The 13,831-nt window shown below is 35.8% G+C and carries 14 protein-coding genes; 4 read left to right on the top strand and 10 right to left on the bottom strand.

Annotated elements, in window-relative coordinates; translation table 11 throughout:
* Positions 1–664 precede the first annotated feature (664 nt).
* Positions 665–1,081 carry a PepSY-like domain-containing protein gene (locus ACRD69_RS17005; RefSeq protein WP_430816320.1) on the bottom strand — a complete coding sequence of 139 codons (417 nt, stop codon included), beginning with the start codon at positions 1,079–1,081 and terminating at the stop codon, positions 665–667.
* 230 nt (positions 1,082–1,311) lie between these two features.
* Between ACRD69_RS17005 and ACRD69_RS17000 the strand changes: the two genes are divergently transcribed.
* From ACRD69_RS17000 to ACRD69_RS16985, 4 genes are all read left to right on the top strand, one after another.
* Entirely contained in the window at positions 1,312–2,481 is a 1,170-nt protein-coding gene (locus ACRD69_RS17000) for a cation:proton antiporter domain-containing protein (RefSeq protein ID WP_430816319.1), read from the top strand.
* 65 nt (positions 2,482–2,546) lie between these two features.
* Entirely contained in the window at positions 2,547–2,966 is a 420-nt protein-coding gene (locus tag ACRD69_RS16995) for a hypothetical protein (protein WP_430816318.1), read from the top strand.
* Positions 2,967–3,320: 354 nt separating this feature from the next.
* Positions 3,321–4,271, top strand: a complete 951-nt coding sequence (locus tag ACRD69_RS16990; RefSeq protein ID WP_430816317.1) for a sensor histidine kinase — start codon at positions 3,321–3,323, stop codon at positions 4,269–4,271.
* A gap of 6 nt (positions 4,272–4,277) precedes the next feature.
* Positions 4,278–4,922 carry a response regulator gene (locus tag ACRD69_RS16985; RefSeq protein ID WP_430816316.1) on the top strand — a complete coding sequence of 215 codons (645 nt, stop codon included), beginning with the start codon at positions 4,278–4,280 and terminating at the stop codon, positions 4,920–4,922.
* An 85-nt stretch (positions 4,923–5,007) separates the two neighbouring features.
* Here ACRD69_RS16985 and ACRD69_RS16980 read toward each other — a convergent pair whose 3' ends face one another.
* From ACRD69_RS16980 to ACRD69_RS16940, 9 genes are all read right to left on the bottom strand, one after another.
* Positions 5,008–5,538 carry a hypothetical protein gene (locus ACRD69_RS16980; protein ID WP_430816315.1) on the bottom strand — a complete coding sequence of 177 codons (531 nt, stop codon included), beginning with the start codon at positions 5,536–5,538 and terminating at the stop codon, positions 5,008–5,010.
* Between the two features lie 17 nt (positions 5,539–5,555).
* On the bottom strand, positions 5,556–6,140 hold the full coding sequence (locus tag ACRD69_RS16975; RefSeq protein WP_430816314.1) for an RNA polymerase sigma factor: 585 nt from the start codon (positions 6,138–6,140) through the stop codon (positions 5,556–5,558).
* 157 nt (positions 6,141–6,297) lie between these two features.
* Positions 6,298–8,508, bottom strand: coding sequence for an APC family permease (locus ACRD69_RS16970; protein WP_430816313.1), 2,211 nt, complete (start codon positions 8,506–8,508; stop codon positions 6,298–6,300).
* A gap of 42 nt (positions 8,509–8,550) precedes the next feature.
* Entirely contained in the window at positions 8,551–9,615 is a 1,065-nt protein-coding gene (gene corA / locus ACRD69_RS16965; protein ID WP_430816312.1) for a magnesium/cobalt transporter CorA, read from the bottom strand.
* A gap of 6 nt (positions 9,616–9,621) precedes the next feature.
* Positions 9,622–10,203, bottom strand: coding sequence for a glutamine amidotransferase-related protein (locus ACRD69_RS16960; protein WP_430816311.1), 582 nt, complete (start codon positions 10,201–10,203; stop codon positions 9,622–9,624).
* 13 nt (positions 10,204–10,216) lie between these two features.
* Complete coding sequence (locus ACRD69_RS16955; protein ID WP_430816310.1) at positions 10,217–10,549, bottom strand: hypothetical protein; 333 nt, start codon at positions 10,547–10,549, stop codon at positions 10,217–10,219.
* Between the two features lie 18 nt (positions 10,550–10,567).
* Positions 10,568–11,545 (bottom strand): deoxyhypusine synthase family protein, encoded by a 978-nt coding sequence (locus ACRD69_RS16950; protein ID WP_430816309.1) that lies wholly within the window; start codon positions 11,543–11,545, stop codon positions 10,568–10,570.
* On the bottom strand, positions 11,535–12,389 hold the full coding sequence (gene speB / locus ACRD69_RS16945) for an agmatinase (RefSeq protein ID WP_430816308.1): 855 nt from the start codon (positions 12,387–12,389) through the stop codon (positions 11,535–11,537). Before speB ends, ACRD69_RS16950 begins: the two co-directional genes overlap by 11 nt.
* 21 nt (positions 12,390–12,410) lie before the next feature.
* Positions 12,411–13,829, bottom strand: a complete 1,419-nt coding sequence (locus ACRD69_RS16940; protein ID WP_430816307.1) for a type III PLP-dependent enzyme domain-containing protein — start codon at positions 13,827–13,829, stop codon at positions 12,411–12,413.
* Positions 13,830–13,831: the final 2 nt, after the last annotated feature.

Genomic DNA, 13,831 nt, shown 5'->3' with positions numbered 1-13,831 from the left:
CAAACTAAACAAACACCTCTTTACCCTCTGATTATCATTTACTTAACATCACTTACCGATACAGAATTTTCTAAACTCTGATTAGCAATCCCTTACAGCGTTTGCGTTGTAAATATTGCGTAAAGAATGGAAATCCGTGTTTTTTACTAGAATCATTGCTATTAAAGCTTTATGTGGCAATTCTCACCAACTTTTAAGGTTTTAACAATTTTAGAAAAAACAGAGGGTATTTGCAATGCTTTTTCTTCTTATGAGTGACTAATTCTATCATCAAAAGAACTAGATGAAAAGTTGTAAAAAGTGTAAATAATAATTTAACAATTTCTGAATGGATTGTCATCTGTGTTAATTTAGCCAGTTATATATCCAAACGTGGATTTTGTGGGACTTTTTGACGATCAGAATTATGTAGTACACTTATATGGTGCACTTATATTTAAGCAATATTAAACAAATTTAATCAGCTATTTAACTATTTTGTATCTATTCAAAATACCAATGTGATATTATCTATCTACATTTGATAACACAGAACTTAGTGGGGATCTTATTGAACAGAAAATAGTTTAGCAAATAATTGATGCATTATAAAATAAAAACTCCTGGTTGAATACTCAACCAGGAGTTTTATTGATTACATTCATGCCCAAATTCTATTTACAACTTATACAATCACTTTACCATCATCATCAAACTTCAATTTGATTTTATTATCACCGAGTTTCAATATTGTCAAATAATAACTTTGTTTCTTATTATCTATAACATACTGTACCTGTGAAACTTCTGCATCTTCATAATGATCCATGATATACTCCATTGCAGCATCAGGTAAGTCTATTTCATCAACCATTGTTGCGGTTTTTAACCATTTTCCTGCTTTTGAGAAATAGGCAAGTCGCTTTGTTTCATATGTAAATTGAGCCTGATAGGTATCATTCTTCAATTTCCAAACCACTTTACCAGCATCAGGGTATTTGGCTTCAAAAGCGTCTAAAATGTTATCAGGCACATTAATACCCTGTCCAAAAACCACACAAAGAGTAAAAAGCAACGGAAGAAGTACGATTAGTTTTTTCATTTTATTCAAGTTTAAAGTTTTAATAATACCTATTAGACCATGACAATTCCCGTTGGTCACATCGATGATGCCATTATCGTATACGCTTCTTGATATTAGCCTAAAAAGCCATAAAGATATTTAAGCCGATTAACAGGAATTTATCTGTCAGTCAATCTCTGAAAACTGAACATACATATTGTGCTTAATCCAGAATTTCATACCTTAATGATGTTTAATTGCTTAAGTATATGTTTTTATTATCTGCTAATATTGACCCTGTCGTATCCAAATTTGTGCTTTTATCGGCTATCATTATCATTGTTGGTTTTGTGCTACGTTTGATTAAGCAGCCTTCCATAGTAACCTATATGGTTGTTGGGGTGATGGTTGGCCCCTTAGGGTTTGGTGTTATAACTGATGAGATTTTAATAACCAATCTTGGTTCCCTGGGTTTGGTTTTATTATTATTCTTTATCGGTATGGAGATTCACTTGCCAAATTTAATCGCTAGCTGGCGGGTGTCGATACTTGGAACAGCATTACAGGTAATTATTAGTATAGCTATCATATGGGCATTAGGAAGCTATCTTAACTGGAAAATGAACCAGATTATAATGATTGGTTTTGTGATCAGTCTAAGCAGTACGGCTGTTATTCTTAAACTTTTGCAAGAACAGGATCAGTTGCAAACAAAACTTGGTCAGAATGTTTTAGGCATTCTATTGGCGCAAGATATTTTGATTGTTCCAATGTTAATTATTCTTGGTTATTTAGGAGGTAAGCAACCCACATCAATTGAATCAATTAAACAGATTACTGGTGGCATTATAATCATTAGCATCATCATTTATATTCTAAAGAATAAAGAAATCAGGCTGCCTTTTAGAAAGACCATTGCAAAAGATCACGAAATGCAGGTATTCGTAGCTTTTACACTTTGTTTCGGTTTTGCATTGTTTACTGCTTACCTGGAGTTATCGGCTGCCTTGGGTGCATTTGTTGGCGGCATTGTTTTATCATCTGCCAAATCAACCCAATGGGTGCACGATAGTTTGTCTGCTTTTAAAGTGTTTTTTGTGGCCCTGTTTTTTGTCTCCATTGGTATGCTCATTGACCTTCAGTTTATACATAACAATTTACTCACCATTGGTATTTTAGTGACATTGGTTCTTATTGTTAATAGTGGTATTAATGCTTTGGTGATGAAACCCTTTTCAGAGAATTGGAAAACAAGCATCTATGCCGGTGCCATGCTTTCTCAGATTGGTGAATTTAGTTTTATCTTAGGTCTAATTGGTTATCAGTCGGGTATCATTCACGACTATGCCTATCAGATTATTATTAGCACCATTAGCCTTACACTCTTGCTAAGTCCGCTTTGGATCAGCGTTGTTAAAAGGCTCCTGTTTCGTAGCTAAAACTCACATGATGGTTGTGACCATTGAGAGGGATTTTAGTCTAATTAGAAACAAACATTTGATTTATGCCGTCACAAAAAATAGCCGTCTTACTTAATTCTTCGAAAGATAATACAGCACTGCTTGAGTATGCCGGTTGTTATGCTAAAAAAACAAATGCCAAACTATGTATCATTAGTAACAGCCACAAAACCAATGAGCAATATGGTTTGAATGGGATAAAACATAAGCTTCGTTTAATCGAAACCGTTAATAATATATTCAAATCACAATCATTATCTTTTGAAATTATCGTTACCATAGCTCAAAGTGCCGTTAGCCTGGCAAGTTTATTTATAGAGTATGCTTTTAGTCATATCATTATTAATGATACTAATAAAGAACTAGTAGAAATGTTAGTCGTGCATCATCACCTTCCTATTGTCATATATACTGAAGACAAGGCCATTAGCAAATACACCAAACCATTTTTCAATAAGGCATAAAAAAGCTGGCAGTTTATCCGATTAACTACCAGCTAAGATGAGCAATTTATCCACAATGGCTCCCAGCAAATAAGTTATGCAACCTATTCTCTTTCGGCCTCTCTTAAAAAATGAAAGCGCACATTTGTTTTAGAACCTTTATCTTTTCTAGGCATCTTAACAATTTTCTTCTGTGCAAACTCACGTTTTAATGTTTTTGACATAGCAAAAAATAATAACAATTAACCTAAACCTTTTCTTAATAAAAGCAATGCTTCTTCAAGCCTGTCGACTACTATTTATTTTTTAGACTCATTATTTAAAAGAGGTCACTTTCAATTGACGTAATTTTATTAAAATTTCTAACTTCATGCCATGAAGACTCAGAGCATTCAAAGCTTACTAGATTCTATTGATGAAGGTGTTTTGTGCATCAATTATGCAGGACAGGTAATCGCCAGTAATGGTCGGATTGAAGCACTGTTAGGTTTATGCGATGAAGAACTTTTCAAGAACTCGCACATGCAGTATTTGCAACAAGAACTTGAAGCACATCGGCAACAAAATATCACGCATTTTGAGGTTGCTATTACGAAAGAAGACCACACACTGCATATTTTTAAATGCATTATTAATGCTTATGAAGTACTGGTACTTTATAAACCTACTGAAACGATTGAAGCCGATTCCTTAAGTGCCATCCTCGAAGGACAGGAAAACGAGCGACGTCGACTTGGGCGTGAGATTCATGACAGCATTGGCCCGTTGATGTCATTCATTCGGTTAAACCTGGATGCTGTTATTGAAAAAATACATGATAATACCGTTATGCAACACCCCGAGTTGATTGAGAGCATTAGTGAAACGGTTGATAGTGTTACATCCGATTTACGTGCCTTATCTCATCGACTTGTGCCTCGTACTCTGGATGAATTTGGTCTATACTCAGCCTTCAATAGTTTGGCTTATAAGCTCAACCATTCAAAGCGTGTAAATATAGAATTTTATTCAAACATGGATGTTGATGTTCGTTTTGACAATGAACTTGAACTTAACCTGTATCGCTGCGGTCAAGAGCTGCTGTATAACGCAATCAGACATGCCAGAGCTAAGCAGATTTTAATACAAATTATTCGACATAAAGAAAGTATCATCTTAATGGTAGAAGATGATGGTGTAGGCTTTAGCAAAGAAGTTAAAGATGCAAATCACGGTATTGGTCTCACCAATATAGAAACACGCACTAAATTATTAAATGGTGTTTTTTCGCTCGATAGTGTGCCTGAAAAAGGAACTGTGGCCAGCATTGAGATACCGCTTAATTAAACAATAATGAAGAAAATAAATATACTACTTGCCGACGACCATAAAATTTTCAGAGAAGGTATTAAGGAATTGTTGATTAAAGAAAAAGAAATCAATAGCATCATGGAAGCCTCCAGTGGTTCAGAGGTTTTAAGCATAGCTGAACAACAATCTTTCGATGTCATTATATTGGATATTGATATGGGAAGTCCTAATGGTATTGAGGTAACTGAGCAACTTATAGAACAGAAGCCTGAGGTTAATATTTTGATTTTATCGATGCTCAGTATCCCCGATTTTATACTTCAAGCACTGGAATCGGGTGCAAAAGGGTATATAATTAAAAGTGCGGGTAAAGACGAATTGTTAACAGCCATTCGATGTGTTTCCAATGGCGATAGCTATTTTAGTAAAGAGGTGTCAATCAGCTTAATGGAACAAATACAGAAGAATAAGACCACAAAGAAAAAAAAATCGGATATTCCATTATCAAAACGTGAAATTGAGATACTCAAATTAATTAGCCAAGAGTATAGCAATCAGGAAATAGCAGATAAACTATTTATAAGCACACGAACAGTTGATACACACAGACGCAATCTATTAGAAAAACTTGAGATAAAAAATAATGTTGGCCTTGTGAAGTATGCCATTTCGAAAGGCTTATTATAACTAAGCCGGGAATCGTTTAAATCCCCGGTCTTAAAAGAGAACAGACTTGATTATAATACCTTATTTCAGTTTATAGATATGAATCCTAGAGCATTCCCAGTTCAAGGGGGCTATTGTCCCAAAACAAGCGATTATTCTGAATAAAACTAAAATTAAAGAACGATGCATGATGCAAGTCTATTAGCTTTCCGTTTTTCGCAACAACTTGAACCGAACGCTTTTTCGTGTTTAGCTTATTGAGTAAACCGCCAGGGTTAAGTCTTGTTGCCAAACTTTTATGCTCAAAAACCCAATTGCTATAAGTATCAATATATGGCTTTAAAGATGCTTCATTATTAACAAATCGGATTTCAACTTTATTGTTGATATCATTAGACTGAGCATCATTACTGGATAAATATTTATAGCGTTGCTTAAATAATTCCAGCAAATCTTTTTCTAAAACGTACAATGGGGAAGACATACTACCATAATCACCAAAATACAACGATGTTTTATTGTAAATTATCATAACAGTTAATTTGGCAGCATCCCTATTCGCTAAATCAAATGCAGAAAAAAGAGCTTTGCTACTAATGTGGCAGATATCGCATACCAATACATAATTTTTACTCATAACTACAGTTTTAATTTTTATAGAATATCAACTTTATTTGCACTTTCGTAGGATTTACCTACTTTTTGACGGGCTCGCATAAGCCTCATTTTAACAGCACTTTTAGATAGGTTTAATTCAGATTGAATCTCTTTTACTGAAAAGTTAGATAAGTATTTTAGTTCCAGTATTTTTTTATCCTGATAAGGAATTCCATTCAAAATTTTCAGTAACTCCTGCTCCTTGTTTTCAAGTGCCCATTGGTCTTCATTATCTTCGAGTATACTCATTTCAACACCCCAAACAGATTTCTCTTCCAACGATTCATATTGCACCTGTTTATCTTTCTTCAGAGAAGTAACACAATGGTTGTATGTGATAGTATACAACCAGGTTGAAAACTTTGAATGACCTTTAAAAGAGCTTAATGCCGCAAAGGTTTTCATAAAAACATCCTGGCACAAATCAAAAGCATCATCTGTATTGTGGACAAATGAATAACATTTATTAAACACCTTTAAATAATAACGGCTATACAATTGCTCATAGGCAGCGCTGTTGCCATGCTTTAAGTCTTTAATTAAGGCTTCGTCAGTTTTTTTGTTGATGTCCAATTTTTTCATCTTTCATTACATCTAATCGTTTTATTGATGATGTAAATGTAAGAGGTTAGGAAAGTGAAAAACAGAGTAAAAAAACGGATTTTTTATCTAAGCTGAATACTTAGCTTATAGTAAAATATATGAGTAAACCTAAGAGAATCTCGTAGGTTTACGACCATTATTCAATTGCTTGTTTGCTTGAAGCTGTGACAAAAAGAATATCTCCCAAATCCTCGTAACCAGTAAAAACTTCGCTACCACTGTGCTTGGTTTGTTCTTCCATAAAACCGATAATGGTTAATCCTGCCCGCATCGAATGCTCATGTATCATCTTTTTCACCGACACATCCTCATTTGACGGCAAAATTTCTATATTAGACATGGTAATGGGTAATCGGCCATTTTGTACCAATGTTTTGATTTGCTGTCGAGTCAATTCAACCTCATTTTTTTTACATACACTATAAATCTTGACATAACTCTTCCTCCAGTCGGGATGTGACATAATGATAAAGCCCAACAAAATCATCAGGTTTGCATTTAGCACATCGGTTGGTTTAATCCATATATGGATACCATTCTTGAAATGTGTATTAGTATCGGAATCGGAAAACACACAGATATCGAGGTTGCCAGCATGTGTTAAGCTAATATTATCAAGGATATCACTAATGGCTTCACTATCTTTACGTTTGTAATCAAATACCACCATATTGTTTTCCATACCACTAATGCTGGGGCTCTGGATAGCTTGCGCAATAGCACTTGTATAAGATGGCGATATCATACAATCGAGGTAAAGCGAGCTTTTGTTGTCGCTTTGGTCTTCAATTAATTGCTTCACAATCGTTTTAGCTTCTTCGTTTGTGGCTTTTGAGTAATAGCCTTTTAAAAAATGGAAATAGGTGCCAAAACCATGCTTGTATGAAATCCATTTTAATAAATCGAACACCTTACTGCGCGCAAAAGAATTGGTTGAAATACAAATGACTGATGGTCGCCACTCTTCAGCGTCAGCTGATTTGTTTTTATTTTTTTGCAGATACAACTGTATTCGTCGACTCAATTGAAACAATGCTCCTGAAAAGATATTCTGTAATCCGCCTCTTTCTTTATGTACCGAATTCAGATACAAATAAGTCATTATAATAACAATACACGCCAGCAATGCAAACAAAGCACTGATTTTAAACATTATCCATAGGGACAATACAAACCCACCTAAAGAAATCAGCCAATGGGATTTAAACTGAGGCCGATAGGATGGCGAAGCGCCAAAGTGATTAAGAAATGATATGAGACACAAGGAACCATAGGTAATCATAAAAAACATGGATATGATTTGTGCTACAAAATCAACTTCACCTAAGAGAACAAAAAAGAAAGCAATGCTCATGGTCACAAAGGTGGCGTTATAGGGCTCGCTGGTATCACCTTTGCCTCTGGCCAGCCATTTGTTCAGTTTATTGGCTGGCAGACAACGGTCAACTGACAACGCCTGCAATGTGCGCGGTGCTACTAAAACAGAACCAATCGCCGACGAAATAGTAGAAGCTCCTAAACCCAGTGGAATAATCAAGCCTCCTAATAAGGCCACATTAGCCATCGACAACTGGTTTGAACTCATCTCTTCGGACGACAAGGAAATGGAGAACTTATAAATGATGGCAATATAGATGAGCATGCCAATGATGGTGCCTAATAATGTTCCTCTAGGAATTGACTTCTTTGGATTTTTTAAATCACCACTTAAACCTACGCCGGCAGTCATCCCGGTAAAAGCCGGGAAACAGATGGCGAACCAAACGAAGAATTGATCTTGGTTACTGAACACAAAATTAGTTCCACTGCCAGCCTCCACGATAGATGGTTCGCCTGCAAAAAAAAGTGCCAAAGAAATAAATAACACTGCAACAACAATATATAAAGTTTTCACTCCTATGTCGGCCCCCTTTTTAAGAATGAGAACTCCCAACAGCAAAAGTGCTGGTATGCTGATAACCTGTCGAGGTAATGCAATATCATAACTGTTTTTTATCCAGCTAAAAAAAGGCTCAAAAGCTTCGGTAAAGGCAATGACATAAAAAGCGACACTAATGGCTTGTGAAAAATATAGGGCAATACCAATAGTAGCACCAATGTTTAATCCAAAAGAACGCGAAATGATAAAATATTCTCCACCACCTTCAACTCTTGTATTGGTAGCAATCTCGGAAATGGCCAAGGCGGTTGGAATGGTTATTAAATGCCCTAATAATATGATAGCAAGTGTTCCAAAAAAACCGAGATTACCTACGGCCATGCCGAAACGAAGAAACAGAATAGCTCCCAGTATTGTTGATATGGCGGTTAAAAAAACCGGTGCTGTTCCAAACCCTTTTTTCTTCATTGTATTATTGTGCTGGTGTTTATTATTGTATTGTTTAAATAATTAGAACCACTTTTTTCGTTTGAAATAAGCCAGCATCCCTCCTGCAATAAGTACCATCACAAAAATCATCGCCGGATAACTATATTTATAGCCCAACTCAGGAATAAACTCAAAATTGGTTCCATAGATACCAGCAATAAATGTTAAGGGAATAAAAACAACAGAGAAGATGGTTAAGACTCGCATTATATCATTTAATCGACTACTTACTTGCGTGTGATAAATACTTAACTGACCGGTTAATATCTCCTTGTAATTATTTAACGAGTCAATAGTTTGTTGAATATTATTTTGTAACTCGCGGAAGAAAAACTCTTTTTCCTCCTCAATGTATTCGGATTCAGACTTTATCAGATTAAGAATCATTTCTTTACATGGAACGATCGACTTGTGTAAATAAATCAGCTCAATCTTATAACGGTTAATATCGGCCAACATAGAATTATCAACTACACCAAGAATCTTTTCATCCAATGTTTCCACTAACTCTCCAAAACGACTAATAACGTAGCTATAATTATCAATAATGACATCTAACAAAGCAAACAACAAATAATCAGAACCCATCTGTCGGATTTTCTTTTTTGGATTCTTCATTCGTTCCCTCACCGGATTAAAGACATCACCAATGCGTTCCTGAAAAGTTATTAACTGCTTATCTTTCAATATAAAAACGATATTCTCTGTAGTGATATTCAAATCTTCTTCATTGAGTAGCCTAATTAATTTAACGGAAACAAATAAGCAGTTGTCGTATTCTACCACGCGTGGTCGGCTATGAGTGTTTAATATTTCAGAAATAACAATTGGTTCTATTTCCAATATCTCTGAAATTTTTTTCATAACAATTGTATCATGCAGACCATATACATTAATCCAGGAATTTCCTTTAGTTATAAGAGTTGACAGCTTTTCGACTTCCTCAAAATTATCTTCGGTAAGAGAGATGCCATCATAGTTATACAGTTGAATCGAAACCGTTTCGATTTTTTTCTCCCCTCTAAATTGAATACTATCAGGTGATAAACCAATAAATTCCTTTTTACTTTTTAGAAAACGGGCCATATCTGATTACTCATTTAAGATTCCACACATTTTTAGAAAGTTACGCACCATTAGCATTCCCTCTTCACCCGATACCTCAGGATGCGACTGGAATCCGTAAATAGGTTTTGACTTATGTCGGATAATTTCGGTGCTGCAGGTTTCGGAAGTCGCCAGACTTTCAAAGGTATCAGGTAATTCTGACACAAAAAAGGAATGACGCTTAACCAGGAACACCTCACTTTTGTTAAGTCCTTCAAAAATGGGGTCTTCTGGTTTTGTAATTTCTATTAGTTCCTTTTTACCATGATAGTCGGGCATTTTTTTAATACGCCCACGATACGCTACAGCAATAATCTCATGCCCCAGGCAAAAACCTAAAACGGGAACGTTAAAATTTTGCATTGCCACAAAGTTGGAGGTAAGATTGAGTGGTTCGTAAGGGTTACCTTTACCTCCTGACAAAATAATTCCTTTTATTTTTGTTTTAGCCGACAAGGTAATGGGCTGGTTATGGTCGAAGAATACATAATCAAAATCCTGCTCGGCCAGGTATTGGCGCTTAAATTTTTTAATAAAAGCACTTTGGTTATCAATAATTAAAAGCATAATTAAAAAACAATTAGGTTTCTGAATAGTTTTCGTTCTCCGACAGGTATTCAACTTCGCCATGTTTTGAGGCATATGTCTCCTGAACTTTCGGTTTTAAATTATAATCACTGTCAAAATCGTCATCTTCATCCATAATTTCAAGTGCCATGTCAACAGACATTCGTAACAGATACACTCTTTCGTCTGTTTCAAACCTAAGTGCTGAAATACGTTGACCAATATTATCATTAAACCAAATTAAATATTCATGAAATCCATCGGGATAAACAAGTTTTAACTGTTCCTTTAATACTATTGGTAATTTGTGGTAGTCCATAATTACCTTTGGCTTACTAATAATCATTTTCATCTTTTTAATACATTACCAATTTAACAGGTAGGCAAAGACTAAAGGTGCCACTATTGAAGCATCTGATTCAATAATAAACTTTGGGGTACTTACATTTAACTTACCCCAGGTTATTTTTTCATTAGGTACAGCTCCTGAATAAGATCCGTAACTTGTTGTTGAATCTGAAATTTGGCAAAAATACGACCAAAACTTAGTCTTTGATTGGTTCAAATCCTGGGCAAGCATTGGCACTACACAAATTGGGAAATCCCCGGCAATACCCCCTCCAATCTGAAAAAAGCCAATACCATTATTTTTAGTATTATTTTCATACCAAGATGCAAGGTATGTCATGTATTCGATACCACTTTTAGCCACTTTAGGATCCAACTGACCTTTAATACAATATGAGGCAAAAATGTTTCCCAGAGTAGAATCTTCCCAGCCGGGAACAACAATAGGTATGTTTTTTTCGGCTGCAGCCAGCATCCAGCTATTAACCGGGTCAATCTCATAATATTTCTCCAAGTCGCCCGAAAGCAGAAGTTGATACAAATATTCATGAGGATAGAAACGCTGATTGGTTTCGTAAGCATCGCGCCAAATATTAAAAATATGTTTTTGAATCCGCCTAAATGCTTCTTCCTCGGGAATGCAGGTATCTGTAACCCTGTTATAGCCGTTTTCCAATAATTCCCATTCCTTATTAGGAGATAAATCACGATAGTTGGGAATACGTTTGTATGAATTGTGTGCTACCAGGTTCATCACATCTTCTTCCAAATTAGCACCGGTGCAAGATATAATGTGTACCTTATCCTGGCGAATCATTTCTGCTAAGCTTCGTCCCAGTTCAGCTGTACTCATGGCTCCAGCCAAAGAAACCAGCATTTTATTGCCTTTATTTAACTGCGCTTCATATGCAACAGCAGCATCCACCAAACTGGCGGCATTAAAATGCTTGTAGTGCTCAAGCATGAAGTTGGATACAGAGCCTTTATTTGTCATTGTATTTAAATTTATAAGAAAGTAGTTTGTAATAGAGTTTTGCTGTCAAAAAATCGGGTGCTTTGTCGTTAATATTGGGTGCTAATTCAACCATATCGAAACCAAGTACCTTACGTTCAGAAAAAACTTTTTTCAAGAATTTTAATGTAGGGTACCAAAGTAAACCACCAGGTTCCGGCGTTCCTGTTGATGGCATAATAGATGGGTCAAACACATCTAAATCAATGGATAGGTAAACATTGTCGCCCATTTGCTTAATAGCCTTGTCCATCCATTCATCATTATCCACTATATCCTGTGCATAAAAGCATTTTCCGCGATTAATGTATTTTAATTCAGAAGCATCCAAACTACGAATGCCCACCTGAATCAGGTTAGTATTTTTGGAAGCTTCATGCATGGCGCAAGCGTGATTGTATTTAGAACCCAAATAGTGAGGTCGTAAATCAGCATGCGCATCCAATTGCAGCACTGTCAGATTGGGATATTGCTCAGAAAAAGCCTTTATTATGCCAATGCTTATTGAGTGCTCACCACCAAAAAATGTCAGAAAACGCTCTAAGCCCAACTGGTATTGCACCGATTTGTAAATGCTGTTAAACATTTTATCTGGTGTTTCTTCATCTACAATTGAAGGTAAAATATGGATACCCTCTTTGTAGACACAAGAGTTTGTTTCAATGTCGTACAATTCCATATTATGAGAAGCTTCCAGAAAAGCTCTAAAACCATTATCAGCACCTTTCCCCCAAGTACTGGTTCTGTCATATGGAATTGGTTGTAGCAACACCTTAGCATTCGGGAAGGACGCATACCTTTTTTCAATATCAGCAAATGTCTTCATTTAATTTTCACCAACTAATTATTAAACTTGTGCAGGGGCCTGATAACCTAGTATTTTGAACATCTCCTGGGCAGACTGCTCCTCGCGATACACATAATGTTTGTAATTACCTTTGTCGTCACGGTCAATAATTACATGCTTCGGAGATGGTATCAGGCAATGCTTAATACCGCCATAGCCACTGATTGAGTCCTGGTAAGCTCCCGTGTGGAAAAAACCCAGGTACAGTGGTTCTTTGTCTTTGTCACCATACTGAGGCAAGAGAATCTCCTGGTTTAAATCTTCTGAGTTATAATAATCGGAATGGTCACAACTTATACCACCAATATTTATACGTTGATACTGATTACTCCATTTGTTAATGGGCAGCAGAATAAACTTTTCATGTATAGACCAGGCATCTGGTATGGTATTCATCAGGCTATTATTGATGATGTACCATGTTTCAGAATCGTTCTGCTTTTTCTGCTCTAACACCTCAAAAATGATGGCACCAGCTTCACCCACTGTATATTTGCCAAACTCAGTATAAATATCAGGTTCAGGAATACTCTCTTTTGTACAAGCTTCCTTGATGTTTTTTATGATTTCGTTTATCATATACTCGTAATTGTATTCGAAACCCAAATGATTACGTATAGGGAAGCCACCTCCTAGATTGAACGTATCTAAAGATTCACATTCTTTTTTGAGCTCAACGTACAGGCTTAGCGCATTCTGAAATTGCCCCCAGTAATACAGTGTGTCTTTAATGCCCGAATCGACAAAAAAGTGCAGCATCTTCAATTCGATATTTGGATTGTTTTTGATGCTTTTCTTAAAGAAGTCCAATAGTTCATTGTGTGGTATGCCCAGCCTAGAAGTATAATAAGCCGATTGCATCTCCTCATTAATGGCCATACGAATACCCACCTTAATCTTTGTTTTTAGTTTTAGCTTTTTCAACCGCTCTAACTCGGTGATGCTATCCAGTATTAATATGGAATTGTGAAAACCATCAGCTTGCAATGCTACAATTTTAGCCAGATACTCTTGTGTTTTGTACCCATTATGAATAATCTTACGATTTTTATCGAGCTTATTTAAATATGCCAGATGACGAATTAAATCAATATCGTAAGCAGAGGAGGTTTCCAGATTGACATCGTGCTTCAATGCCTCATTAATTACGTGATAAAAATGGTTACACTTTGTACAGTAACAATATTCATATTTACCTGTATAGCCCTGATTTTTAATGGCACGATTGAAAAGATTACGGGCTTTTTTAATCTGGTCGCCAATTTTTGGCAGATAAATCAGTTTAAAAGGCGTTCCATACTTTTCGATTAAGTGTTTCAACGACACACCATGAAAAGTCAAAGAATTATCTCTTAAGTCAAATCCTTCCTGAGGAAAGTAGTAGCTCTGCTCGATTAATTCGAAATAGGTATTCTTCATTT

It is taken from the genome of Carboxylicivirga agarovorans (assembly GCF_050589845.1).
In the GTDB taxonomy this organism is placed as follows: Bacteria; Bacteroidota; Bacteroidia; order Bacteroidales; family Marinilabiliaceae; genus Carboxylicivirga; species Carboxylicivirga agarovorans.
The sequence above is the reverse complement of the archived record's forward strand: the minus strand, read 5'-3'. Positions and strand labels throughout refer to the sequence as shown.

Coding starts and splice junctions, on each gene's coding strand:
- ACRD69_RS17005 (WP_430816320.1), bottom strand. CDS start 1,081: ATGAAAAAACTAATCGTACTTCTTCCGTTGCTTTTTACTCTTTGTGTG.
- ACRD69_RS17000 (WP_430816319.1), top strand. CDS start 1,312: ATGTTTTTATTATCTGCTAATATTGACCCTGTCGTATCCAAATTTGTG.
- ACRD69_RS16995 (WP_430816318.1), top strand. CDS start 2,547: ATGCCGTCACAAAAAATAGCCGTCTTACTTAATTCTTCGAAAGATAAT.
- ACRD69_RS16990 (WP_430816317.1), top strand. CDS start 3,321: ATGAAGACTCAGAGCATTCAAAGCTTACTAGATTCTATTGATGAAGGT.
- ACRD69_RS16985 (WP_430816316.1), top strand. CDS start 4,278: ATGAAGAAAATAAATATACTACTTGCCGACGACCATAAAATTTTCAGA.
- ACRD69_RS16980 (WP_430816315.1), bottom strand. CDS start 5,538: ATGAGTAAAAATTATGTATTGGTATGCGATATCTGCCACATTAGTAGC.
- ACRD69_RS16975 (WP_430816314.1), bottom strand. CDS start 6,140: ATGAAAAAATTGGACATCAACAAAAAAACTGACGAAGCCTTAATTAAA.
- ACRD69_RS16970 (WP_430816313.1), bottom strand. CDS start 8,508: ATGAAGAAAAAAGGGTTTGGAACAGCACCGGTTTTTTTAACCGCCATA.
- corA (WP_430816312.1), bottom strand. CDS start 9,615: ATGGCCCGTTTTCTAAAAAGTAAAAAGGAATTTATTGGTTTATCACCT.
- ACRD69_RS16960 (WP_430816311.1), bottom strand. CDS start 10,203: ATGCTTTTAATTATTGATAACCAAAGTGCTTTTATTAAAAAATTTAAG.
- ACRD69_RS16955 (WP_430816310.1), bottom strand. CDS start 10,549: ATGATTATTAGTAAGCCAAAGGTAATTATGGACTACCACAAATTACCA.
- ACRD69_RS16950 (WP_430816309.1), bottom strand. CDS start 11,545: ATGACAAATAAAGGCTCTGTATCCAACTTCATGCTTGAGCACTACAAG.
- speB (WP_430816308.1), bottom strand. CDS start 12,389: ATGAAGACATTTGCTGATATTGAAAAAAGGTATGCGTCCTTCCCGAAT.
- ACRD69_RS16940 (WP_430816307.1), bottom strand. CDS start 13,829: ATGAAGAATACCTATTTCGAATTAATCGAGCAGAGCTACTACTTTCCT.